Raw genomic sequence first — 22931 nt, 5'->3', positions numbered from 1 at the left:
CTAGGGAGGACATTTTTTCCCTTCGGGAAGTGACGAAACTACGGCCTGTTGGAACTGATTGTGGAATTTTTTTCACCCTTGCCTAAAGTGATACGCTGCGCTGTCGATAGGAATAATGAAGGGGAGCAATCGTTCCGACTTTGTCGGGCACAGCCCGGAGGTCCGGTCATGAAAATTGAAGAACTGAGCGCCAGCAAGCTGATGCGTGCGGAGGACCCGTTCTCCCGCGTGGTAAAAGAAATGGCAGCAGAGCCGAAACAGCGGGCGGCGGCGCCTGCAATGAATGAGGCAGCAGCCGGACGTGAAGCGGCAGATACTGCCCCTGATGTGGCTCAGGTACAGCAAGCCGTAAAGCGCATCCAGGAGCGCCTTGCCGAAAAAGGGGCAGGATTCACGTTTACCGTGGATACCACGGGTCATTCGGTCAATGTGACGGTGACAGATAAAGATTCTGACAGGGTGCTTATGCGCATTCCTGCGGAAGGCGTTTTGCGTCTGGCACAGGAAGGGGATTCCCGCATCGGGACGCTCCTTAACAAATCATACTGAAGTGTTACCGCGTTCTGCATCGTATACGATACGGCTCCTTTTTACTGCCGATAGAGCAAAAGGCTCCGCCCGTTTCCGGGGGAGCCTTTTTTGTATGCATCTGCAAAAAGTTTCGGGGCTTTTTGCAGCGGGTCTCAGGAGGTTTGCAGCCTTCTGCTAACGCTTCATCTGAATAACAACTTCGAGCATGGTGTCTGTTGTGGTGATCACCTTGCTGTTGGACTGGAAGCCACGCTGCGTGGTAATCATGTTCACGAACTCCTTGGCAAGGTCAACGTTGGACTGCTCAAGCGAGTTGGAGTTGACCGTGCCGTAGCCGTTGGCATTGGCAGGGCCGGGGGCCGCCAGTCCCGATGCATTGCTTTCGCTGAACAGGTTGCCGCCCTCACGCCGGAGGTTGTCCTTGCTCTGGAAGTCGTAGAGCGTGATCTGGTAGAGATCGAGAACTGCACCGTTTGAATAGCGTCCCTGAAGAATGCCGTCGCGTGTGACGGTGACATTCTGCAGAAAGCCGAAGGTATACCCGTCCTGATAGCGTGTCGGGGTCGACGAAGAGCCCGAAAAACTGGTGGTTGCAGACGACTGACGTTCTGCCTGGTTGCCCAGCGACGGCAGGTTGGCGACGTTGGTTCCCACAAGCGAAGCGTTGGACACCCCGGCACTGGCCCATGTGGACGGGTCGGAGTTTTTAAGCCCCAGATTCAGTTCCATGATATACGGCTGCGCGGCCGGATCAGGGTTCGGCGTGACATAGCTTGCATTGGAAATGCCGGAAAAGTTGGCCACAAACATGGGGTAGCCGTTGGTGGAGAACGTGGTGGGGTTCCAGTTGCTCAGATCTTTCATCGAACCTGTGGCGCTGCTGCCCGGCGTAAAGGCGCTCTGGTCGATAAGCTGGCCTGAGCTGTCAAACGTCAGGGTGCCGGCCATAAGCATGCCTGCTGCGGGGGTTCCCTTGAAATCGATACCGTTGATGCTGCGCTGTTCATCTGCGGGATCCATGGTGACGATATATTCCCAGTGCTTTTGGCCGCTGCCTTCACCGGAAATGGTGTCACTTGCCACCTGATCGTAGTAGATGGTCAGGTTGTGGGCGGTGCCGCCTTCATCGTACACCTTGATGGTGGTCTGATAGGCAAAGCTGTTTTCACTGAGCGGAGGCTCGGCAGTGCCGTCCCAGCTGTTGAAAAGGGCAAACATGGGGTTGGCCGCGTTGGTGCTGTTGTCACCGCCGGAGGCATCATCAAGGTTACTGATGATGGTCACATTGGATGTGTGCTTGGGTTCCGCGGTGAAACCGGGCAGCTGGATATCTTTGGGGACACCGGCGCCCTTGATTTTGGATGTCGAGCTGACACTGCCAGCTGTGCTGGTGGCCAGAGAAGGTCTGGGAGTTTCAATCTGCCAGCCCTGCAGCACATAGCCGTGGGGATCTACCAGATATCCTTCCTTGTCGAAGCGGAAGTTGCCGGCGCGGGTGTAGTATGCGGTCTCTTCACCTTTGGGCGATACGGCAAAGAAGCCGCGTCCGCCTATGGCAAGGTCAGTCGCTTCCGTGGTGGTTTCAAACGAACCCTGACTGAAGTCGCCGTAAATGGTGCCTATGCCTACCCCGCGGCCCACCTGACGCGTGCCCGATGCGGTATTGACGTCCTGACTGATGAAGTCCTCAAAGTCCATTCTGGCGCCTTTGAAGCCCACGGTATTCACGTTGGCAATGTTGTTGCCAAGGACGTTCATCCTTTCTCCATGGGCCAGCAAGCCCGAAATCCCTGTCCACATGGAAGCTGTAAGACTCATTTTGACCTCCTGATATATTCGCGTATGGCGAAAAGCCCGGGCCGCTGGCCTGAGCCGCTATCCCTTTCTTTTTTGCGTTATCCGTTCTGGGCGTCCGTACCTGCGTCGCCTTCACCGTCGCCGGAACCTGTGTCGGTGCCGTCACCGCCTGTGCCGTCGTCACCGTCATCGCCGTCATTTGCGTTGCCGTTGTCCACTGTGCTTGTGTTAACAACCTCACGGACTTCGGTGAATTTGACAAAACGGCCGTCATCAAGGCGGAGCCACGAATCGTTGCCGTCGCGCTGTACGCCGGCCACCTTGCCGCTCACTTCGGTGTAGACCATTACCGGTGTGCCGTCGGCCGCGGCAGCTGCCATGGTAATGTAGTAAGGACCGTCGGCCATGCCTTTGCCGCTGTAGTCCTCGCCGTCCCAGACATATTCGTATTCACCGGCCTGCTTTGCACCCAGTGCTTCGGTACGCACAAGGTTCATTTCAGAATCATAAATATTCACATAGCCTTCGACGATGGGCGCATTAAGCGCAAAGTACACAGAGCTGGCCTTGCCGTCTTCCAGCGAAAGACTGTTACCCGCAGCGCGGACTTCCTTGCCTATAAAGCCCACGGCGCTGATCATCTGCCCCTGATTGGAGGCATCGTTCAGATTGTCTATGCCGCCGCTGATGTTTGTCAGCTGTTCAAGGCTGGAGAACTGGGCCAGCTGGGCTACAAATTCCTTGTCGTCCATGGGGTTCAGCGGATCCTGATGCGAAAGCTGGGTCACCAGAAGGGTCAGAAAGTCTTCCTTGCCCAGATCCGCCCCTTTACGCTTGGCGTAAGGATCATTGGTGAAAAATTCCTGTTCGGCGCGACCTATGAGACCACTGCTAGCCATGACTGAACCCTTTATTATGCTATGATATCCACAGACGAGGTGGTAATTCTTGCCTTATGGGCAGGACTTTGCATTTCCTGGGCCAAAGCTGAGCCTTCGCGCCGTATGGCTGCCAGACGCTGTTCGCGCTGCTGCCACTGGTGCTTCTGACGGGTTTCGTTGTGCTGCTCGGCCCCCTGCCACGAAGGTGAAGAAAACGTATCCTGCATCTGCTGCTGTACTTCCAGCCGTTCCACTTTCAGGCCCTGCCTTTCAAGGCTGGCCCGCAGGTGATGCAGCTGGTCATTAACGGCTTTCACGGCTTCGGGCGATTCCGGCCTGATGACTGCTGTGACCTCTTTGTTAACAACGCTCAGCGTCACGGCTATGCGCCCCAGTTCAGGCGGATCAAGGCGCAGGGTCATTCTGTTCTGGCCGTTGCGCATGGTCTGGATGAGGCCTTTTTCCACCTGCTCAAGTATTTTTTCGGACCGGGCTTTGTCCGCGGCCTGCTGCTGCAGTTCCTGCTGTGTTACCCGCTGCTGCTGCGCGCCGGGCAGCAGAGGTTCGGCTGAACGCACTTCGGCGTGGCGGATAAGCTGTTCGGCGGCGTTTCTGAAGTGCAGCGACTCTTTGTCTCTGCTGCCTTCGTGCCCGTGCTGCTGCTCGCGCCCGTTGTCGGACAAACTGCTGCCTTCCACAGCTTTTGCAGTGCGCTGCAGCCCGTCTCCGGACACAGCATCCGTGCTCGCGGCATCAGCTGTGCCGTTTTCTGCGGTTTTGATGTCGCGTAAACCCTGTCGGTTTTTTTCAGCCGCTGCGGCAGCTTCCGCAGCCCCGCGGGAGGGATGGGCTTCTGCCTGCAGTCTTTCGGTTATTTTGCTTTGCGTGGTATCGCGCATTATGATCAGGCTGTTGCCTGTTTCTTTTGTCTGCCGATTGTCGGCCTGCGCGGCTTTTGTTGTGTCCTCCAGAGCCTTGTTCATAGCAGGGCGTATGATGTCTCTGAGCTGGTCGACTTTATTGTCAATGGAATCCTGCACCTGAGAAATTGTTCCGGAGATTTCCGACAGAGCCTGCTTCAGGCCGTCACGGGTGATGGTCATGCTTTCTGCATTGCCCATTGCAGACTGCAGGCGTTTGAGAGCATCGGAGGGCAGCCGCATGGCAATGCCGAGGGCCTGCATCTCCGAACGGTCCAGAGAAAAGACCGCTGAATCCGGTGCGGCATCGAGCTTGCGGGTAATCGCCTGCCATGAACCGAAAACATTACCAGCCTGCACTTCTTCGGTCAGCTGCCCCACTTCCTTGTCGGTAAAGCCGAGTTTCTGAAGCAGAGACTGAAATGCGTTCCGGGTGGGAGCATCAAATTCCGCTGCGGGGAAAGCCGTTCTGGATGTAATGTCCTGCTGCAGCATCTGCATGAGCTGGTTCCAGCTGATGCCGCCGGATGCAGAGGCCTGCGTCATCATTTTATCGAGGGTCTCTTCGGAAACCCCTAAATCGGCAAGCGCATCGCGCAGATCTTTCAGTGTATCGGGAGATGCAGGCACGGAAGAGAAAAGATCGTTGGCTCTTGCAGCAGCTTTTTCAGGCACAAAAGGGGTGTCCAGAGAGTCAGGCACCACCGAGTCGCCGTTTATAACAGCACTGAGAGAACGGAAAGCCGAATTAAACCCTCCTTGAGCGGAGGATGCGGGAGCTTCGACGGCAGCATGCAACGCAGCTGCGAAAGCGGTATAGTCACCGCGCGCAGACGGACCCGTTCCGGACGGGGCTTTGGGGTCTGCGGCAAAAGCGGGAAAAACTTGCATACTGAAACTCCTTTGGCAGCATAGAATACAAAAGGCGTTCCAGATTTTTTTATTTAGATAAAACGGTGCATTGCGTTTTATGGCAAGACATCCCGCGGAAGAAGTTTCCTATCGCGGCAATGCCGCGAAGAGGGTTTCCACCAGCTTGAGAGCATGCGCGTAGGCCGGGCGGCTGTAGTCTTCATTACTAAGAGCCTGCTGCAGATAGCCTGTGAGCGGACGCAGAAAAGGAGGAAACTGCAGCCAGAAACTGTCGCCCAAGGCATGATGCCCTTTGCGCAGACCCAGTGAAAGGATACGGCTGAGTTGCAGGGATGCGGCGGGCAGCCGCTCTGCAATTGCCGGCATGGCGGTTGCCAGTGCGCTGAAGGCGGTATGCAGACTTTCGCTTTTGCCGTCAGCAAGGGTATGAAAAAAATAAGCCTGCCAGAACCGGCGCAGAAAGTCCCTGCCATATGCCGGTTGCAGTTTTCTTCCCGAAATATCGAGAGGAACAAGCCGGAAAAGCCCCGCGGTACTGCGTGAGCTTTGCAGAAGACGCTGGCCCGGCAGATGCAGGGTGGAAAGAGCGGCTGGGGTGCGGCTCAGAATCATGCGTACCAGCGATGCAATGCGTTCCGGACTGAACTGGTCGTGACAGTAGGGGCGGGGGTGTTTACAGCGCCAGCAGCCTACACAGCTGAGAGTGCTTTGCAGAACAAAATGCCCCGGAGGAAAGGGGGCGGTTTCCCAGGCAGAGACAGGTCCCAGAGAAAGGTTGAGCGTGGGTGTGCCTGTCCATGCCGCCACATGCATGGGACCGGTGTCCGGTGTGACAAGAAGCCGCAGCGAGCGCAGAACTTCCACAAATTCAGGCAGCGAAAAACGGCCGGCCATGTTCAGGGCGGGGGCTTTAAGGATGGCTGCCGTGCGTGCCGCCAGCGGCATTTCTGCTTTTCCGCCGAGGAGTACAGGCTTGAATCCTGCTGCGAGCAGTTTTTCCGCAAAGGCCGCCCAGAAAGCAGCATCGGGATGTTTATCTTGTTCGCTGGCGCCAAGAAAAAGGCCTATGCGGCCTTCCGAGCCGCTGGCGTACCGCATGGGGGGCCAGGCTGTTTTTTGCAGCATGGATGTCCCGATGCAGTCAAGTGCGTTAAGGTCGGCCCAGTGGAATGCATTATGCCTGTTGTTGTGAGTCAGACCGGCACGGTACAGATGCCAGTCCCCCTTTATGCGTGTGGCGCCGTTCGACTGGTACAGGCCGTAAAGCTCTTCAGTCCGTGCCGCGCCGGCCAGTTTTGCCGCTTCGGGCCGGTGGCTCAGGTTGATAACGGCCGTATAAGACTCTTTTGCCAGTGCAGGGGCGGCTTCCGGAGGGAAGTACGTTACTTCCGGAGACAGTGTCATCAGACCTTTGAAAAAAACAGGCTCGGCCACAACCCAGATCGGGGTGTCCGGATAACGCATTTTCAGCCAGCCCAGCAAAGGAAAACTGAGCACAAGATCGCCCAGCCGCTGCATCTGAATAACCAGCACGGGAGGATTTTTCATGGCCTGCCGAATGCTGTCCGCATGTCGTTCATCAGCTGCCGGAGCCTGTGTTCGTATGTGTGGGCGGCAAGTATGCGGCTGCGGGCTGCTGCGACAACTTTTGCTCTGGCAGCGGAGTTTTTCAGGTAAAAACGTATCAGTTCCGGGGCTTCTTCCGGTTCGGAATAAAAAATGACCTCCTTGCCGGGCTCAAACAGTTCGTCCATCTGTTTCCGTTTGTCGGTCAGCAAAAAAGCGCCGCATGCCGGAACATCAAAAACTCTCTGGTTGACAGCTCCTTTCATCTGTTTGCTGGTGCAGTTGAAGTTGATGGTGCAAAGCGGATAAAACCAGGGCAGGTCGGTGTAATAGCTCAGTTCACTGTGGGCGCGCCAGGTAGCGGGTTCGTGCCGCAGGGCCGTGCGCCAGCCCTTGTCACCGACAATGAGCGGATGGAACGCCAGCGTCTGCCTGACGCAGCTGTTACGGTACTGTCTTGTTGCTTCCCAGGTGATCATGGTTTCATATGCAAGGCGCTGCTCAGAGGCGGGAAGCTGCAGATATGCGGCAAAAATGTCCGGTCTGGCCTGCTCCAGATAGGTACGCACACAGCGCTCATCACTGTTGGAAAAGCCTGCTGCCACCGTCTTGTAGCTGCGCAGCATGACAGCGGGGAAGCGCCCGGCTTTCATGCGTTGGGCCACCTTGTACACCATGGAGTTGCCGACAAAGGAAACATCGGCACGCAGAGGGTGGGAGGCAACGGGATTCTGCAGCGGGACAAAGCGCGTGACATCGGTACCCAGCGGAAGATGGAACACATGCGCAAAGCCAAGGCGGCGCAATGACTCCAGATTGTCGGCGTCCCATGTAAAAAGTGCCGTCCACGGGGAAACCAGCCGTTTGTACATGTACAGGATAAGGTGCGGGTTATCCACAAACCAAGATGCCAGCGGCAGCTGGAGACGGGCCAGCAGGTCGGTCAGCACACCTTCTCTGTCAACCCCCAGATGGTTGATGGTAAGGGCGAAATCAGGTCGGAAGCTGACAACGGCCTTCAACAGGCGCTCGACAAACTCGTTTTGTCCCAGACTGTCATCATCAAGTGCCAGCAACTCATACGGCACCTGCATCCTGTTCAGTGCGGCCACCACTTCGCCCATCAGAAAATATTGACTGGTGATCAGCAGAATGCGCGGTGTGGTGCTCTGGAAACGAGGGTAGGCCACCTTGCCCCAGAAATCAGCTTTCTCGCTCGCAGTCACGGCCTCGTGCACTGCCGCATAATATGATCTGTCCAGCCTGAGCCATGCGGGGTTGAGCATGGCCCGCAGCGGAGCCGCGCCGTTCGCCGTCTGCCAGAGTGTCAGCTGGCGCAGCGCATCGTCGGCCGAGTCAGAGTCAATCCACACACTGCCGGCCCGGGCGAGCACATGCTGCCTGATTCCCGTATGGTCTGCAATGTCCGGTTCTTTGTCGACAACAGCAAGCGGACCGTCATAGCTTTCCATGAATTTTCTGATGGCAATCCCGGTCCCGCTGCCGATAAAGACAGGGAGCAGAGCCGCACAGTTACGGGCAGGTGAAGATACCAGTATGGACAACTCCCGCGGCGCGCCGGCAGCACCCAGCATTTTCCACCGCCGGGTGCCGACGCTTATTTCAATATCACACAGCGTCCCGTCGGCTGAATACAGCGGCGTGGCGGAATAAGAGGTACGTTGCTGCATCGGGCTACCAGCTTTTCACGCTCGGAGCGTGAAAGTAAAACTCCATCCGGCTGTTGATGGCTCTGTTTTCGTCGGTGTTGTTGGGCAAAAGTGGTTGTGAATCGGCATACCCCACGGCTTTCATACGCGACGGGGGTATGTCTCCCTCTTTTATCAGCAGACGCAGTACGGCGGCCGCCCGCGCTGAAGACAGCTCCCAGTTGCTGGGATACAGCGATTCTTCCTCTGCTTTTTCATCGCTTGTGTGACAACGGACAACAAGGTCCAGATTGCGTTCACGCAGTATTCTGACAACTGTGGCGGTTTTTGACGCGGCATCGGGCAGCGGCTTTGCCGATCCGGGAGCAAATAACGCGTAAGAGGGTATTCTGATGACAACGCCGGCGTCTTCAGTGGCTATCTTTGCGGTCTTTTTAAGCTCGGGATCCTGAATGACAAAGTTTTTTACTTCGAGAACCATCCCCAGCAGCTCTTTATTCTCTTTGTCCAGCTCCACGTCCTTGCGTTCGAACTCCGAAGGTGAGAATGCCGCAAAACTGGCTTCCTTACGCTTTATCTGTACCCCGAAAGCTTCTTTTATCGAACCCATAAGTGTTTTGAATTTATTTGCATCCTGCTGAGCGAACGACAAAAGGAGCACAAAAAAACAGAGCAGCAGCGACATCATGTCGGCAAAGGTGGCCATCCACGGCGGCAGCCCCTCTTCACAGGGGGTATCGTCCTGCCGCTTCGGTGGCGGTGGAGCTTTTTTATCTTCTGCAGCCATCGTTTCCTACTTCTTGGCCGAGCGCTGGCTCGGGGGAAGAAAAGATTCCAGCTTTTCCCGCACAATGCTCGGGTGATCGCCGTTCAGTATGGAAAGCACGCCTTCCATGGTCAGCTCCATATTATGTGCTTCTTCATTGGAGCGTTCTTCAAGACGTTTGGCCATGGGTAAAAAAAACACGTTGGCCAGTACCGCACCGTAAAACGTAGTCAGCAGAGCAACGGCCATGGCAGGGCCGATGGACGCGGGGTCGCTGAGGTTTTGCAGCATCTGTACCAGTCCGACAAGCGTACCTATCATGCCGAAGGCCGGTGCGTAGGTTCCGAGCCCTTTAAATACTTCCTGCCCGCGTCTGTGTCGCTGTTTCATAATGCTGATGTCTATCTCCATGACAGACCTGACCAGCGATTCTTCCGTCCCGTCGGCCACCAGTTGGACGCCGCGTTTAAGATACGGATCGTCCACAGAAACTTTTTCCAGAGCGACCAGACTTTCTTTGCGGGCTTTTTCGGCCAGACTGATGATCTGCTGAATGGATTCGACAGGATCAGGCGCCTTGGCAAAAAAGCACTTCATGGCCACTTTGATGGAACTGAGCACCGTTTTGATAGGGAACATGACGAATGCAACGGCGATAGTTCCACCCACAACAACGGCAACCGAAGGTATGTCTATAAATCCGCCGAGGCCGCTGCCCATCACGATGGCACCGATGATGAGCCCGATAGCACCGACAATGCCGATAATTGTTCCTATATCCATAATCTTCGCACTAATTCCGTGTTAAGTTACTTATCCACAGCAGGTGAGTGAATTACAATTTCTTCATTTTCAAGGCAGAAACGAACATCTTCCAGATAGTCATTTACCTTCAGAAATGCTCTGCCGATGCTGATTTCAACGCCGGGGCGCACTTTTCCCGGAACCAGTATTCTGCAGCCGGGTGGCACGTCCTGTGCGTCAAATTTTTCCCAAATTTCCGTGCGGATGCGGTGCATGGCCTGCAATTTTCTGCTGGCTTCATTCTTAAGCGGCGAAAATTCTGTCCGGTGTTCCGGGCTTTTGGCGCACAGCGTTTCCAGTGAATCGACTTTACTTTTCAGGTTCTTGATGCTTGCTTCCACATCTCGCAGTTTGCTGAACAGGAACGGGTCGTAGCCCATAACAAACTGTGTAGGCGTTCCCTGACCGCCGCCCAGCTGCTCCATAACATAGACGAGGCCGGAGGTGTATACGGTGCCGCCCTGAAGACGCTCTTTTACCACAAGACTGCCCGACACATATACATCAGTGTGCAGGCATGATGTGTCAATCATGACATTGCCGTGCGTGCGCAGCAGGGCATTTTCACAAAAAGGAAGCCGGATGGCTTTGGCAGCATACAACTGCGCGCTTTTCTGCCCTTTGACGCCGGTTTCGCTGGCAAGAGCGCCGCGGGCATGTATTCTGGCACCTTCGATAACCCCTTTGACCAGTACATTGTTGCCATGCACTTCGAATCCGGTGCGCACGCTGCCATGTACTGCGATATCGTTGACAAAAACGACATTTCCGGTGTGAAAGTCCACATCGCGGCGGACATTAAGCATCTTTTTTACGGTTATCAGCCCTTCGTTATAAAAAACGTATCCGTTGGCGGCGGCGACGATGGCATGGCTGTTGGCAGGGTCAATTGCACAGTTTGGACCGCAGGGCAGTACCGGCTTTTCATAGACATATCTGCTGTCCAGTCCGGCGGTCTCTTCCTGCGAAACCTCTTTCAGTTCTGCCAGCAGCTGTCCATGCACCACATTCTGGGCGTACCCCAGATTGTAGTGGTCCACCTTACCCGACTCCGTTTCCCGGGGTTTCAAATGCATGTGGTCGAAATCAGGATCAAAATGATGCTCTAAGTACCACGGCATGGGCACTCCTTCCGGCCTGAGATGTTCATTGCCGGCCGTCAGTCCGGCGGCATGTCGTCTGTCCTATGAGCCCACCACCGTCAGCAGTTCGTCTTCGGTATGTATGATGGTGAAAAAATCAAGCAGCTGCACAAGATCAAGAGTCTTTACCGCCTGATCGGACGGACGGTACAAAAGCATATGCTTGCCGCCGCCTTTTAGCCGGCTGTTTATGGAAACAAGCAGGCCGATGCCGGAACTGTCAATAAAAGGGACTCCTGACAGATCTACGACAAGGTGCGTGAATACGCCGATTTCAAGCAGCTTGTCGCACTGTTTTCTGATGGCTGGCACCACCTGCTGCGTCAGTTCCCCGTCAACACCGAGATGCAGAATATCTCCCTGTTGCTCTACGCTGAGGCCGCCCATGCTTCACTCCCTAAGTTGATTGTTACCCGCAGGGTATTTTTGTTGTCTTTCTGCAGAATAGCAAATTTATCCACCAGATTGGAAATAATATAAAGTCCTCTGCCGCTTTCGGCTTCAGGTGGGCAGAGCGGAATGGGTTTCTGCAGGTCCAGAGGACATTGCCTGAAGCCTTCGCCCCAGTCTGATATGGAGCAGACCACAGCCTTGCCCGGCAGCAGTTTGACGGCAATTTCAACGCACCCGGGGCTGTCCGGCGGATAAGCATGGCGCACAGCATTGGCGCAGGCTTCAGTCAGCAGCAGATCAAGGTCGTCTAGCAGCTGTTGTCTGACTATCCACTGCGAGACAACCTGCACTATGCCTTTTACAAGTGCGCGGCATGCCTGCGCCTCGGCGCGGGTGCAAAAAGTAAATTTAACTGGCTGTTGTTTCATTAAAAATCCACAATGCCGTAAGATCATCTCTGTAAGCCGGCATTCCGCCGCCGGCTTCTTCCAGTGTGGTGGTGATTTTTTTCAGCACATGCTCGTCGCGTCCCAGACAGCCGGTAGCCGCGGCTATGAAATCTTCCAGAGAAAAAAGCGTACCGTCCTGCTTTTTCCAGTCATAGAAACCGTCCGTGAAAAGCAGCAGCCCGCTTCCTTTTGTAAAAGGAATGCTGCGCATTTTTACCGGTGCCTTGAGAAAGCCCAGCAGGGGCATTGATCCTGTGAGCAGCTGAGGCTCTTGCGAAGGCTGGCGGAGGATGCCGGGGCAATGACCGGCGTTGATGTAGTCAAGCCGTTCATCCGTGAAATCCACATCGGCAGTGAATACAGTGACAAAGTCCTCTTCGTCCCCTATGGCATCCATCAGATGATTTTCCAGCAGGGCCACGGTTTCATCAAGCGGCATATAGCGCGACTGTGTGATGCGGAATACCGTGCGTACTATGCTCATGATAAATGCTGCGCGGGCGCCGTGGCCGGACACATCGGCCACCACCGTCCGGATTTTTCTGCCTTCCTGCACCGGAAAAAAGTCATAGTAGTCACCGCTGGCTTCACCGGATGGCTCGTACAGACTTTCAATATGAATTCCCTGCAGGTAGGGCGTTGCAGTGGGCAGGAGTTTACTTTGCAGAGAAGCCACAAGGTCTATCTCATTCTGAATGCGACGGGCGTAATCAACGAGCTGGCGGGTAAGCTTTCGCTGGCGCTCGGCCACGCCCACCCTTGCCCTCAGTTCTGCGATATCGAATGGTTTGGAAAGAAAGTCGTTGGCACCCAGGCTGAGGCCGCGGGTTTTGGTGCCCGAACTGTCGTCGGCAGTGAGAATGAGAATGTATGTTTCATCATCACCGAAGCCTTCGCGGATGGTGCGCAGCACTTCCAGACCGTTCATGCCGGGCATGTTCAGATCCAGCAGGATGATATCGGGGCGGTTGCGCGCATAGGACGCAAGCGCCTGTTCCCCGTTTTCCGCCTGTTCTATGGCATGGCTCTTTCTGAGCAGCGAAGCCAGCGCATTGCGGACAGAACGCGAATCATCGACGATCAGGATGGAGCTGCTGTCGGGCATGGCTGTTCTGTTCCCCGGTGGCGTTTCCGCAAAGTTCGATGGTTACCGGCCCCCAGTTGGTAAGCTGCACATACATTTCCGCACCAAACCGACCGGTGCTTACTTTTTTTTGCAGCAGGGTCTGCGCATCGCACACCAGCCGGTCAAAAAGTTTTTGTGCCACCTCAGGGGGCGCTGCATCGGTAAAGGACGGCCTTTTGCCTTTGCGGCAATCGGCATATAGCGTGAATTGCGGCACCAGAAGCAACTCGCCGCCATAGTCGCGCAGACCGAGGTTCATTTTGCCTTGCCCGTCAGGGAAGATGCGCAAGTCAAGCATTTTACGGATCAGTGCACTCCACATGTCCGTTTCGGGCAGGGCGGGGTGATCCTGTACTCCGAAGCCCGCAAGAACCAGCAGGCCGCACTGGATTTCGCCGATCACCTCGTTATCAACAGTAACACTGGCCTGATTTACACGTTGAAGAAGCAGTTTCATTGATCATCACTTTTTGTGTTTTTCTTTTTCCGAAGCTTTTCTTCTTCCTCGGCGCGCAAAGCGCGGCGCAGCACCTTGCCCACAATCGTCTTGGGCAATTCCTCTCTGAATTCGACCTGCCGCGGCACTTTGTAGTTGGCCAGTTTAGCCCTGCAGTGGCTTATTACTTCGTTCTTTGTCAGGGTTTCTCCTGACTTGGGTACCACGTAGGCTTTGATTATTTCACCGCGGGTGGCGTGGGGCACACCCACACTGACGGCTTCCTTGACCTTGGGATGCTCGTAAAGCACCTCGTCGATCTCTCTGGGATAAACATTGTAGCCTCCCACAATAAACATATCTTTTTTGCGGTCTACAATAAAGAAATAGCCGTCTTCGTCCATGGTGGCAATGTCACCGGTGTACAGCCAGCCGTTGCGGAGCGTACCTGCTGTTTCGTCCGGACGGTTCCAGTAACCTTGCATGACCTGCGGTCCTTTAATGATCAGCTCCCCGATTTTACCGGGGGGCAGCGGCACTGAACCGACTTCCATATCCACAATACGGGCTTCGGTATCCGGAAAAGGAACGCCGATGGAACCCGGCTTATTGAGACCGCGTATGGGGTTGAGATGTGTAATGGGCGATGCCTCTGTAAGTCCGAAGCCTTCGATGATGGCCGCACCGGTAAGTTTTTTGAACCGCTTCATCTGTTCCACAGGCATGGGAGCGGAACCGGCAATGCAGTAATCAATGGAGGTCAGATCATATTTTGAAACATCTTTCTGCTGCATAAGTGAAATGTAGACAGAAGGAGCACCCGGAAAAATGGTGGGTTTGTGTTTGGCTATGCCATCAAGAACATCTTTGGGGACATATCGGGGGAAGGGAATGATAGTGGCCGCCAGAGAAGTGGGAAAAATGAGGCAGGTTGTGAGCCCGTATACATGAAAATACGGCAGCAGCCCCATGAAAGTATGTTTCTGGTGTACCAGCTCCTGCAGCATGGCACAGCACTGCTGCACGTTGACGCTGATATTGTGGTGTGTGAGCATGACCCCTTTGGCGATGCCGGTTGTTCCGCCCGTGTATTGCAGAAGGGCCAGACGTTCGGCAGGGTCATCGATCCGGGTGCAGAAGCGTTCTTTGCCTTTCAGAAGAACTTTCCACGGCAGCAGGGTTTCGTTGTCAAACGGAACCTGTTTTGCTGTGCCCTCGCGACGTGATTTGAAATCGTAAAGAATATTAAGCGGGAAGCGGAGTGCTTCGGAAATTTTAGTGACAAAAATTTTCTCAATGCCCAGTTTGTCGCGAAGCTCACTGATTTTCGGCCAGACCAGATCCAGTGTGATCATGAAACGGGCGCCGGAATCATGTATCTGGTGCACCAGTTCTTTTTCCATATACAACGGATTGGTCATCACCACCACGCCGCCTGCTTTGAGTACAGCCCAGAAGGCAATAACCGTCTGAGGCAGGTTGGGCAGCATTATGGAAACACGGTCTCCGTCTCTCAGACCTTGCGCGCGCAGATTTGCGGCAACAATCTCCACAAGCTCATTGAGTTTTCTGTAGTTAAGCCTGTAATTGCGGAATATGATGGCCGTACGGCGCGGGTGTTCCGCGGCTGCTTCATCCAGAAAAGCGAAGAGAGCGTGTTTTTTATACTCAATGCTCGGCTGCACCCCTTCGTCGTAATGGGTAAGCCACGGGAAGCCGGTGGAATTTTCAGATGTCATCATAGCCGTCTGCTGCTGTTCAGGTTGGTTGGGCATTTCCGTATTTTCTGAGTTGTCTTTGTATGTTATATTGTTGAACCGCAGGGTGCAAGAGGCGGAAAACTAAAAGCCGGTCAGGAAGAGACTCGGCGCAGGGCGGTCACGGCCGCAACTGCCTTTATCCCTTTCTTTTCCCCGGTGAAGCCCAGTTTTTCTTCTGTTGTCGCCTTCAGGTTGACAGAAGATGCGTCCAGGCGGGTGATTCTGCAGATATTTTTATGTATCTGGTCGCGCCATGGTGTGATTCTGGGAATCTGCGTTATTATCGTCAGATCAACGTGCGTAATCAGCAGGCCTGCATTTCTGGCTTTTTCAAGCACCTCGTTCAGCATGACGGCACTATCAGCATTATCGTACGCCGCATCTGTGTCGGGAAACAGCATGCCGATGTCTCCCAGCCCCATGCAGCCGAGCACGGCATCTGTAAGGGCATGCAGCAGCACGTCACCGTCTGAATGCGCCATAACGCCCGGGCCGCCTGCTATGGGCACACCGCCAAGTTTCATGGGACGGCCGTCAGAACCGAACCGGTGCACGTCGTATCCCCATCCGACACAGGGGACTTGCATATTCTTTTTTTCTGAAGAATGCAGCATGGTCAGATCCTCCGGATGCGTCACTTTTATGTTGGATGCCTCACCTTCCACTGTTATGACAGTATGTTGTCCGAGCAGTTCGAGCATGGATGCATCATCGGTGACGGCCAGTGCTTTTTCTGCGCAATGACGGTGCGCACCGAGCAGCGCCTGAAGGCTGAAACCCTGTGGAGTCTGAACGGCCACGAGTTTTGTCCTGTCCGGAGTTGAAAGCACCGCGCCGTCTTCTACCACCTTTATAGTGTCGGTAACGGCCAGTGCCGGCACCACTCCTTCAGCTCCGGCCTGCAACGCATCCAGAATGCTGTTGGTAAGTGACGCGCTGGCAAAAGGTCTTGCTGCATCATGCACAAGCACCGTATCGCACTCTGCCGGAAGCTGCCCGAGACCTCTGGCGACGGAATCCTGCCGACGGACACCGCCTGATACGGCTTTCCATGGTATGCCCAGTGCCCGGCCTGCATCCAGTTCCCTGACCATGGCGGTTGCCTCTTCCAGCATGTCCTCAGGAAAAACAAAAATTATACCCCGCATGCGACTGACGCGGGAAAGCATGACTGCGGAATGCCAGAAAAGAGGGGCGTTCTGCCAAAGCAGAAACTGTTTGCGGACGCCCGGACATGCTGCCGCTATTCTGGAGCTCTGGCCTGCCGCCAGAAGAAGTGCCCATGTGTGCATGGTTATGTCTCTCTGTGAAAAAAACAGGGGCGCAATGAGCGCCCCTGTGTGTTGGTACAGACGGGAGCCGGACTATAAGCCGGGTTCTGTTCTTCCATAAAGGGAAGCAGCTGCCATTCCTCTAGGGCTGCAGTTACCTGCAGCCTCAAGCAACCTACCCGAAGGCATCGGCCGGGCCGGCCTTGGCGCCTTCCTATTTGGTCTTGCTCCAGACGGGGTTTACCTAGCAGGTGCCGTCACCGTCACCTCTGGTGGGCTCTTACCCCACCGTTTCACCCTTACCTGCATGGCAGGCGGTTTGTTTTCTGTGGCACTGTCCGTGAATCACTTCACCTGGGGGTTACCCAGCGTCTTGCCCTGCGGAGCCCGGACTTTCCTCTCCGTGTACAAATGACACGCAGCGGCAGCTCGTCCTGCTCCCGAATACATTTTATTCTGCTGAAGTATCATCGCAGAAATGTTCGCACCAGTATATCAGCCGCTGGCAGTTGGTGCAGCTGAGAATCTGGGTACCTTTCTGCAAATCGATAAAGCTCTGGGGCGGAATGGCAATATGGCAGCCGGAACATATACCATCCACCACGGGAACAATGACAGGATGGTCGAGGCGTTCACGGATAAATTCATAGCGGGCCAGCACCGGAGCCGGAACTACACTTCCGGCGGCAGCGCGCTTTTTATCAAGCTTGGCCAGCTCTTTTTCAGCCTCTTCAAGCCGCGCCTGCAGAGTTGCCTGCTTGGCTTCAAGGTCTTTTTTTACTTCCGTGTATGTTTCTTCCAGCTGTGTTATGGCTTCATTCTGACGCTGCAGCTCTTCAATCAGTGTAATCTTTTCTTCTTCACGCAGACGGTTTACCTTTTCAAGGTTGTCCATCTCGCGCATCATTGCATGATACTCTTTGGTGTTACCCACAAGCATCAGCTTGCTTTTACTTTTCTTTACCCGCAGAGAGTCATCTTCAATTTCAGTAACGATACGGCGTTCCTGTTCTCGCAGGTGCTCTATCTTGTCCAGCAGATGATTGCGCTGGGTTTCAAGCGCGTTGAAGCGACCCATAAGGGCTTCAACTTCTTTAGGTGCCTGTTCAAGGTCTTTGCGGATGGCCAGAATTTCATTATCGACCTTCTGCAATGCTACAAGCTGTTCAATCTGCTTAAGGTACAGGCTCAATGTCGTGTCCTCCTGATGGCTTCAAAATATCCGGCGGAGCCGGGGCTTTTGCGGCTCAGCCGTGAACCGGATGAAGCCGTATGGGATCCTGCGAAGGCAGGAACGTTATATCCAGATCGGGTGCTCCGGCGGCCAGCAGGGCGGCAAACCGGCGCATCATTTCTTCTTCCAGTGAAAAATGACCTACATCAATGATGCAGCCTGTCGTGTCCAGTGCTGTGTGGTATTTCACGTCACCGGTAATAAAAACATCGGCGCCACGGGCAAAGGCAGTCTCGGCAAGAGAGCTGCCGGACCCCGTGCAGTACGCCACTGTTTCCACAGTTTCAGGAACAGGTCCGCATGTTGTCCAGAATGTTCTTTCTACACTTTTTTCCAGCAGCTGTACAAACTCGTGCCAGCTCAGCCGGCAGGGGAGGGAACCAGATATGCCCAGCCCCAGTTCGCGCCTGCCGGCGCGTTCCTCTGCTTTCAGAAGAGACGTTCCGGCGGGCAGAACCTGCCTGATATGATCTGCTGCTGTCTCATAAACGATGTCTTCAGTGTCAAACTCGAATTCGTGCCCGATACCCTGTATGTGCCGGCAACGGATGGAACCGGCGATCACTGCAGGTATGGAGCCGCTGTCCGCAGAGGGGGCGATGATTCTGTGCTGCATGCTCGCGGCGGTAGGCTCAAGCGTTTTGCAGTTCTGCAATTTCAGGGATTCTGCCAGCCAGCCGACGGGGCCAGCGGGGTTGGCATCCAGCGAGGTATGCGCCGAATACAGACAGATATCATTTGTGATAAGCTGTGAAACCGACCTGAAATAACTGTCATTGCCTGAGAGCGGCTGAGGCTTGAACGCAAGCGGGTGGTGTGTCAGAAAAAAATCGGCACCCTGAGATACTGCTTTTTCGATATTGGCTTCCGAAGGGTCAAGCGCAACTGCAACGCTGTGTATTTCCGTGCACCTCGAAGCCACCTGCACACCGCTGTTATCCCATTCCGCAGCACCGCAAACGGGGGCTATGCGTTCAATCATATGAATAAAGTCAGTCAGGTGCATATGAACCTTCTCCGTCGAAAAAAAGAAGGCGCTTCGACGTTTGTATACGTGAAAGCACCGCGCAACACGTTGGCATTCCAGCAGCCGGACTCCCAGTGCTTGGCAGGAGTCAATAAAATCTGCCCGGTGGGCGCATCAAAAAAAGCTGTGCGCCGATCCCAAAAATACGACAGAAATAGATATACTATCGTGCTCGATAGGTCAAGAATTGCATGAAGCGCAGGTGCCTGAAATAACTCCTGCTCCGAAAAAATCATTTTTTCGCTTGCATGGTGTTTGGAAATAAATTAAATATGCCGCCTCTTGAACGTCACAAGCGTTCTTACGCGGAGAGGTAGCGAAGTCCGGCCGTAACGCGCTCGACTCGAAATCGAGTTACGGGTTAATAGCCCGTACGTGGGTTCGAATCCCACCCTCTCCGCCAGCGCATATAAGCAGCTGTAATAGCTGAATTTTTAGCAGGCTTATATCCCAAAGCACCGGCTGGTACACAGCGGTGGTACACAAGGGGTATAAGCCTGTGTCGTTTTGTTCTCCTGCCATTGGTTCAAATTCGGCCTCAAACGCAGCCGCACCTGCCTACTTGCTTCCTCGTCCAAGCGGATTATATTTCCGCATACGTATTCCAGCCGACCTTCAGCCGACGCTGGGAAGGACTGAGTATCGTCTTTCCCTTGGCACTTCGCACCTGAAGGAAGCCCGTCCAAAGGCTATGCGGCTGGCATCCAAGGCGCATGACATCTTTTCGGAAATCCGACGACTGAAAACGAAATCGACTACTCTTGAAAACAGAAACCGAAAGGCCATGACTGAAGCGAATGAAACACTCCAAAACCATCTTACCGATGAAAAGATTCGGGAACTTGTAGACAGGGAAATGAAGGAGACGCTCAACTATGAATTTGAGTTGCGCGTCAATCGGGAAAGACCTTGGCAGGATAATGAGCTTGAAAAGCACTTAGCTTCCCGCCAGCGCATTGCCTCGGACATTCGCGAACAGGCGGCACATGCCGATTATCGCGGCGTGAAGAATCTTGTCAGCGGGATTCTGGAGCAGGAAGGCATCAAGGTCTCGGAGAAATCCACGGACTACAAGAAGCTGTGCGACGCCCTTATGAAAGGCATTGCCAAGGCGTATGACGAAGCTGGCTCCATTGACTTTTCACCGCTTGCCAGCAAGCTCTCGGAAGCTGAAACAGGCAAGACTGTTGTCGTCACGCAGCAACCTGCCGCTCCTTCCCGCAAATCGCCCACCATCACCGAAGCCGTTGAGAAGTACATCAAGACCAAGACGGAAAGCGGTGAATGGAAAGTCACCAGTGTGAAGGACTTGGCTCCGCAGCTTCGGCAGTTCGCGGAAATGGTTTCCAATGGCAAAAAACTGCCGACACACGAGATCACCCGCGACCACATGCGGAAATACCGCGAGGAACTGGTCAAGCTGCCCTCGCTCCGCTATCGCTGTCATTACAAGGGCAAGAGCAAGGTGCAGCTCCTGAAAATGGACATTCCTGAGAACCACCGTCTCAAGCCAAAATCCATCAAGACGCGCTTTGACAATGTGCGCTCATTCATCAACTGGGCAGAGCTTGAGGGCTACGTGGACAAGGCAAAGCCTCTCAACGTGGCGTTGGCCTTCAAGAAGAACACCCTCAAGGCGAAGCAGGCCAAACGCCGCGCTTTCACCCGCGATGAACTGAAAGCCCTGTTCCACAGCGCGCCTTACCAAGGCACGGCCACGGGCAAGCAGAAGTTCACAAAAGCATGGCAATTCTGGGCACCGCTTATCGCCCTGTTTACAGGCGCACGTGTTGAAGAAATATGCCAGCTCCATCTGGACGACATCCGCGAAATCGACGGCGTTCCCTGCATCGACATCAACAACGAAGGCGACAAGGAACTCAAGACAGCCGCAGGCAAACGCATTGTCCCGGTCCATCCGTTCCTTATCAGGCTCGGCCTGCTTGAACGCGTGAAAGCACTTAGGTCAAAAGGCGAACTACACCTGTTCTCCCGCAAGACCTTGAGCAAGCGCGAAGGCAACGTCTCCGCCAACGTGACGCAGTGGTTCACGCGCTTCCGTCGTGATTGCGGCGTTGGCGCGGGTGAAGGCGAAGTCAGCAACGTTACCTTCCATTCCTTCCGGCATACGTTCATCACTTGGGCAAAGCTCCACGACATTGACCGCCGCAAACTGAAGGAAGTCGTAGGGCACGAAAAAGGCGAGTTCGACGACATCACGGCAATCTATGAAGGCAGCTACCCTGCATCCACACTCTTCCGCGATGTCATTCAACCAGTGGACTGGGACAGGGAAATCACGCTTGACGCCCTTGTGCCGCATGGAAAGCAATGGATTAAAAGCCGTTAGAGCGTCTTTTTGAAGTCGTCATGATGGATTTCATATGGACGAGGCGAAACGCGCCTTAGAAACGAAATGTGAAAGCTGACTTGCGGCTTTCTGCGTCGAATCTTCAGCGGGATTGGCAGGATTAAGGGGAAGGAGAAACGGGAAGACAGGAATGGTGAAGCCCGTTGCGAGGAAAGTGAAGCCGTCGAGGTCATGAGGTGCATGGGGTAGGGAAGACGTTTGTTGGGAACGGAATAGGAAGAGAGTCCAAAATTGGGCTTTCTAAAATCTACCGAACATTCAAGGGCTTCGATGTACTTGATCTTGAACTCGGCGGCTCTCGCTCCGTTGAATCCCATCGCCAAGAAGGTGAACCCATCAAGGGTCATCAGGTACATGGGGTCCATGCGGGTTCCGAATCCAACTTTCACCGGATACTCATTCAATCAAAAGTTCGATTCAATGAAGGATGTAGGGCAGTCGAGGTTTCTTCCCGAACACCTCAGCCACCTTGAGGCTGGTGGTCATGGGCTTGTTGTTCTCAAGGACGGTCACGAGGTTGCCACTTCTTGAACCTCTTGGCTTCCGGCTTGCGGGAGCGGCGAATCAGGGAGTAGAGGCCGGATTCGTTGATGAGAGTAACTTGCCCGTTGGGGTTCGAGGTCAAGCTCGGATTATTCATCAGAGCTTTCTCATCTTCATCCAGATACTTGGTAGCATCGCTGGCGTATTTGAAACCAAGTGCATCACATACGTCCTTGGCGACGAACCAGATTTCACCACCTTCACCCTTGAGGACGCGAACGGTACCGAATGCAATCACAGACGCCTTACCGGAAACAAGGACGACAAGGAAAACGTCCATATTCCACTTCTAAAGACTTAAAAAAGAAAACACGACGAATGACAAGCGAAGACGACAAAAACACCTCAGAATCAAAATATGGAGCAAATAGCCCGCTCCTAGCCACTTGAGGGCATTAAGAGCATGAGGGAAGACAAAACACTGATAAAGACAAAAATACACGAATAATTGTAATTGAAATTCACTTTCAATAAAAAGACTGACAAGCTAGGAAGAACGACAAGGCTACCTCTTATGTGTCCATTGTGTCAGTCTGCACACTTCGTTCATGTCTTCGTACCTTTATCCTTCTCCTGCTTGCCAGTCCCGTTGCTGTCATATCATTTCCCTGTCAGCGAATAGCGGCCTGTGAATTTGCCGTTCTGGTCGTATATCGGTTGCTTGTACTGGTCATAATAACCAAGCCCCTTGCTTCCAATCGACAAAGCCGCACCGACCATTGAACCTACATTAGGAAAGTTGACAGGCTTGGGGATGTATCGACCTGAAGCCGTTCCTCGGTTCTTGGCGGTATTCCTGAAGCCTTTCACGGATATGCCGTATGCGTCCTTGTCCATATCAAGTTGGTGCTTTACTGAATTCCTGTAGAGGGCTTCTTGTCTGTGATAGTCGTCCATGAGGAACTGGAGCGACTGGCCTGCTGCCTCACTTGAAGCTAAGGCCGTCCCTTGCTTTTCAAGGCGTTCCCTTTGAATCCGTTGCACTTCTTGTGCTGCCGCCTCTTGCTTCTGCATGAGCGCAATGCTTTCAGCGGCTGTCTGTTCGATGTAATCCTTGTTGGCGAGTTCGGCGTTCTTGACCGCTGTCTTGTTGTAATTGTCTGCCATTTCGCTTTGATATGAGTTCATGGCATTCGCCTGTTCACTTTGAGCGACCATGTTGGCGGCTGTAGAAGCGGCGGCAATGGCTAGGGAGTACATGAACATTTGAGACGCTGTAATCGTAGACGCTGCGGCAGTAGTGCCTGCTGTGGTTCCACCTACTGCGGCTGTGGTTCCCGCTGTAGCTGAAGCTGGTTCACACATAGACCTGTCTCCTACTCAATCTTGATACACTGTTAAAGGGTTGCTATGAGGTAGGTAGCTGTGAAG

At 54.1% G+C, this 22931-nt stretch carries 21 protein-coding genes, 1 tRNA gene, 1 other RNA gene and 1 pseudogene; 4 read left to right on the top strand and 20 right to left on the bottom strand.

Translation table 11 applies throughout. The annotated features are described in order from the left end of the window. Positions 1–168: 168 nt before the first annotated feature. Entirely contained in the window at positions 169–549 is a 381-nt protein-coding gene (locus H586_RS0102980) for a flagellar protein FlaG (RefSeq protein WP_027181331.1), read from the top strand. 156 nt (positions 550–705) lie between these two features. On the opposite strand, the gene H586_RS0102975 is transcribed toward H586_RS0102980, so the two are convergent. The 17 genes from H586_RS0102975 to H586_RS0102895 all read right to left on the bottom strand — a co-directional run bounded on the left by H586_RS0102975 (position 706) and on the right by H586_RS0102895 (position 18625). Continuing rightward, complete coding sequence (locus tag H586_RS0102975; protein ID WP_011367652.1) at positions 706–2349, bottom strand: flagellar hook protein FlgE; 1644 nt, start codon at positions 2347–2349, stop codon at positions 706–708. A gap of 77 nt (positions 2350–2426) precedes the next feature. Further along, the gene (locus H586_RS0102970) at positions 2427–3227 is read right to left on the bottom strand and encodes a flagellar hook assembly protein FlgD (protein ID WP_027181330.1); all 801 of its coding nucleotides are present in this window, start codon (positions 3225–3227) and stop codon (positions 2427–2429) included. Between the two features lie 14 nt (positions 3228–3241). Beyond that, the gene (locus tag H586_RS0102965; RefSeq protein WP_027181329.1) at positions 3242–5020 is read right to left on the bottom strand and encodes a flagellar hook-length control protein FliK; all 1779 of its coding nucleotides are present in this window, start codon (positions 5018–5020) and stop codon (positions 3242–3244) included. Positions 5021–5128: 108 nt separating this feature from the next. Continuing rightward, on the bottom strand, positions 5129–6550 hold the full coding sequence (locus tag H586_RS0102960) for a glycosyltransferase family 9 protein (RefSeq protein ID WP_034618500.1): 1422 nt from the start codon (positions 6548–6550) through the stop codon (positions 5129–5131). Next, a complete protein-coding gene (locus H586_RS0102955; protein ID WP_027181327.1) occupies positions 6547–8259 on the bottom strand; it encodes a CgeB family protein in 1713 nt (570 codons plus the stop codon). The genes H586_RS0102960 and H586_RS0102955 overlap by 4 nt, the downstream gene beginning before the upstream one ends. 4 nt (positions 8260–8263) lie before the next feature. Then, a complete protein-coding gene (locus tag H586_RS0102950) occupies positions 8264–9025 on the bottom strand; it encodes a flagellar motor protein MotB (protein ID WP_027181326.1) in 762 nt (253 codons plus the stop codon). Between the two features lie 6 nt (positions 9026–9031). Then, on the bottom strand, positions 9032–9787 hold the full coding sequence (locus H586_RS0102945) for a motility protein A (RefSeq protein ID WP_011367658.1): 756 nt from the start codon (positions 9785–9787) through the stop codon (positions 9032–9034). Positions 9788–9813: 26 nt separating this feature from the next. Next, positions 9814–10929 (bottom strand): FapA family protein, encoded by a 1116-nt coding sequence (locus tag H586_RS0102940; RefSeq protein WP_027181325.1) that lies wholly within the window; start codon positions 10927–10929, stop codon positions 9814–9816. Positions 10930–10992: 63 nt separating this feature from the next. Beyond that, positions 10993–11337: an STAS domain-containing protein gene (locus H586_RS0102935; protein ID WP_011367660.1), complete on the bottom strand. Its 345-nt coding sequence runs from the start codon at positions 11335–11337 to the stop codon at positions 10993–10995. Beyond that, a complete protein-coding gene (locus H586_RS0102930) occupies positions 11319–11771 on the bottom strand; it encodes an ATP-binding protein (RefSeq protein ID WP_027181324.1) in 453 nt (150 codons plus the stop codon). Before H586_RS0102930 ends, H586_RS0102935 begins: the two co-directional genes overlap by 19 nt. After that, entirely contained in the window at positions 11752–12897 is a 1146-nt protein-coding gene (locus H586_RS0102925; protein ID WP_011367662.1) for a PP2C family protein-serine/threonine phosphatase, read from the bottom strand. Before H586_RS0102925 ends, H586_RS0102930 begins: the two co-directional genes overlap by 20 nt. Beyond that, entirely contained in the window at positions 12863–13375 is a 513-nt protein-coding gene (dtd, locus tag H586_RS20340) for a D-aminoacyl-tRNA deacylase (RefSeq protein ID WP_081701763.1), read from the bottom strand. The genes H586_RS0102925 and dtd overlap by 35 nt, the downstream gene beginning before the upstream one ends. Further along, the gene (locus H586_RS0102910) at positions 13372–15093 is read right to left on the bottom strand and encodes a long-chain-fatty-acid--CoA ligase (RefSeq protein ID WP_034618553.1); all 1722 of its coding nucleotides are present in this window, start codon (positions 15091–15093) and stop codon (positions 13372–13374) included. The genes dtd and H586_RS0102910 overlap by 4 nt, the downstream gene beginning before the upstream one ends. 113 nt (positions 15094–15206) lie before the next feature. Next, complete coding sequence (ispD, locus tag H586_RS0102905; protein ID WP_027181320.1) at positions 15207–16406, bottom strand: 2-C-methyl-D-erythritol 4-phosphate cytidylyltransferase; 1200 nt, start codon at positions 16404–16406, stop codon at positions 15207–15209. Positions 16407–16465: 59 nt separating this feature from the next. Next, an RNA gene (gene rnpB, locus H586_RS19910) (RNase P RNA component class A) lies at positions 16466–16826 on the bottom strand. Between the two features lie 10 nt (positions 16827–16836). Further along, positions 16837–17577 carry a zinc ribbon domain-containing protein gene (locus tag H586_RS0102900; RefSeq protein ID WP_027181319.1) on the bottom strand — a complete coding sequence of 247 codons (741 nt, stop codon included), beginning with the start codon at positions 17575–17577 and terminating at the stop codon, positions 16837–16839. A 55-nt stretch (positions 17578–17632) separates the two neighbouring features. Further along, positions 17633–18625, bottom strand: a complete 993-nt coding sequence (locus H586_RS0102895) for a Nif3-like dinuclear metal center hexameric protein (RefSeq protein ID WP_027181318.1) — start codon at positions 18623–18625, stop codon at positions 17633–17635. A 328-nt stretch (positions 18626–18953) separates the two neighbouring features. Here H586_RS0102895 and H586_RS0102890 point away from each other — a divergent pair. The 3 genes and pseudogenes from H586_RS0102890 (at position 18954) to H586_RS0102885 (ending at position 20996) form a co-directional block, all read left to right on the top strand. Beyond that, a tRNA-Ser gene (locus tag H586_RS0102890) sits at positions 18954–19049 on the top strand. Positions 19050–19121: 72 nt separating this feature from the next. Continuing rightward, positions 19122–19373 (top strand): annotated as a pseudogene (locus H586_RS21185) (DUF6538 domain-containing protein); the annotation flags it as partial. Between the two features lie 57 nt (positions 19374–19430). Next, the gene (locus tag H586_RS0102885) at positions 19431–20996 is read left to right on the top strand and encodes a site-specific integrase (RefSeq protein ID WP_162147941.1); all 1566 of its coding nucleotides are present in this window, start codon (positions 19431–19433) and stop codon (positions 20994–20996) included. Here the strand turns inward: H586_RS0102885 and H586_RS19850 are convergent. From H586_RS19850 to H586_RS0102870, 3 genes are all read right to left on the bottom strand, one after another. Next, a complete protein-coding gene (locus H586_RS19850) occupies positions 20993–21382 on the bottom strand; it encodes a Rha family transcriptional regulator (protein ID WP_027181316.1) in 390 nt (129 codons plus the stop codon). The two genes, H586_RS0102885 and H586_RS19850, sit on opposite strands and share 4 nt — an antisense overlap. Before the next feature lie 134 nt (positions 21383–21516). Further along, complete coding sequence (locus tag H586_RS20335; RefSeq protein WP_034618496.1) at positions 21517–21840, bottom strand: BRO-N domain-containing protein; 324 nt, start codon at positions 21838–21840, stop codon at positions 21517–21519. Between the two features lie 320 nt (positions 21841–22160). Beyond that, complete coding sequence (locus H586_RS0102870; RefSeq protein WP_081701748.1) at positions 22161–22865, bottom strand: virion core protein, T7 gp14 family; 705 nt, start codon at positions 22863–22865, stop codon at positions 22161–22163. Positions 22866–22931 lie beyond the last annotated feature (66 nt).

The sequence above is a fragment of the Oleidesulfovibrio alaskensis DSM 16109 genome (assembly GCF_000482745.1).
GTDB classification, from domain to species: domain Bacteria; phylum Desulfobacterota; class Desulfovibrionia; order Desulfovibrionales; family Desulfovibrionaceae; genus Oleidesulfovibrio; species Oleidesulfovibrio alaskensis.
The sequence above is the reverse complement of the archived record's forward strand: the minus strand, read 5'-3'. Positions and strand labels throughout refer to the sequence as shown.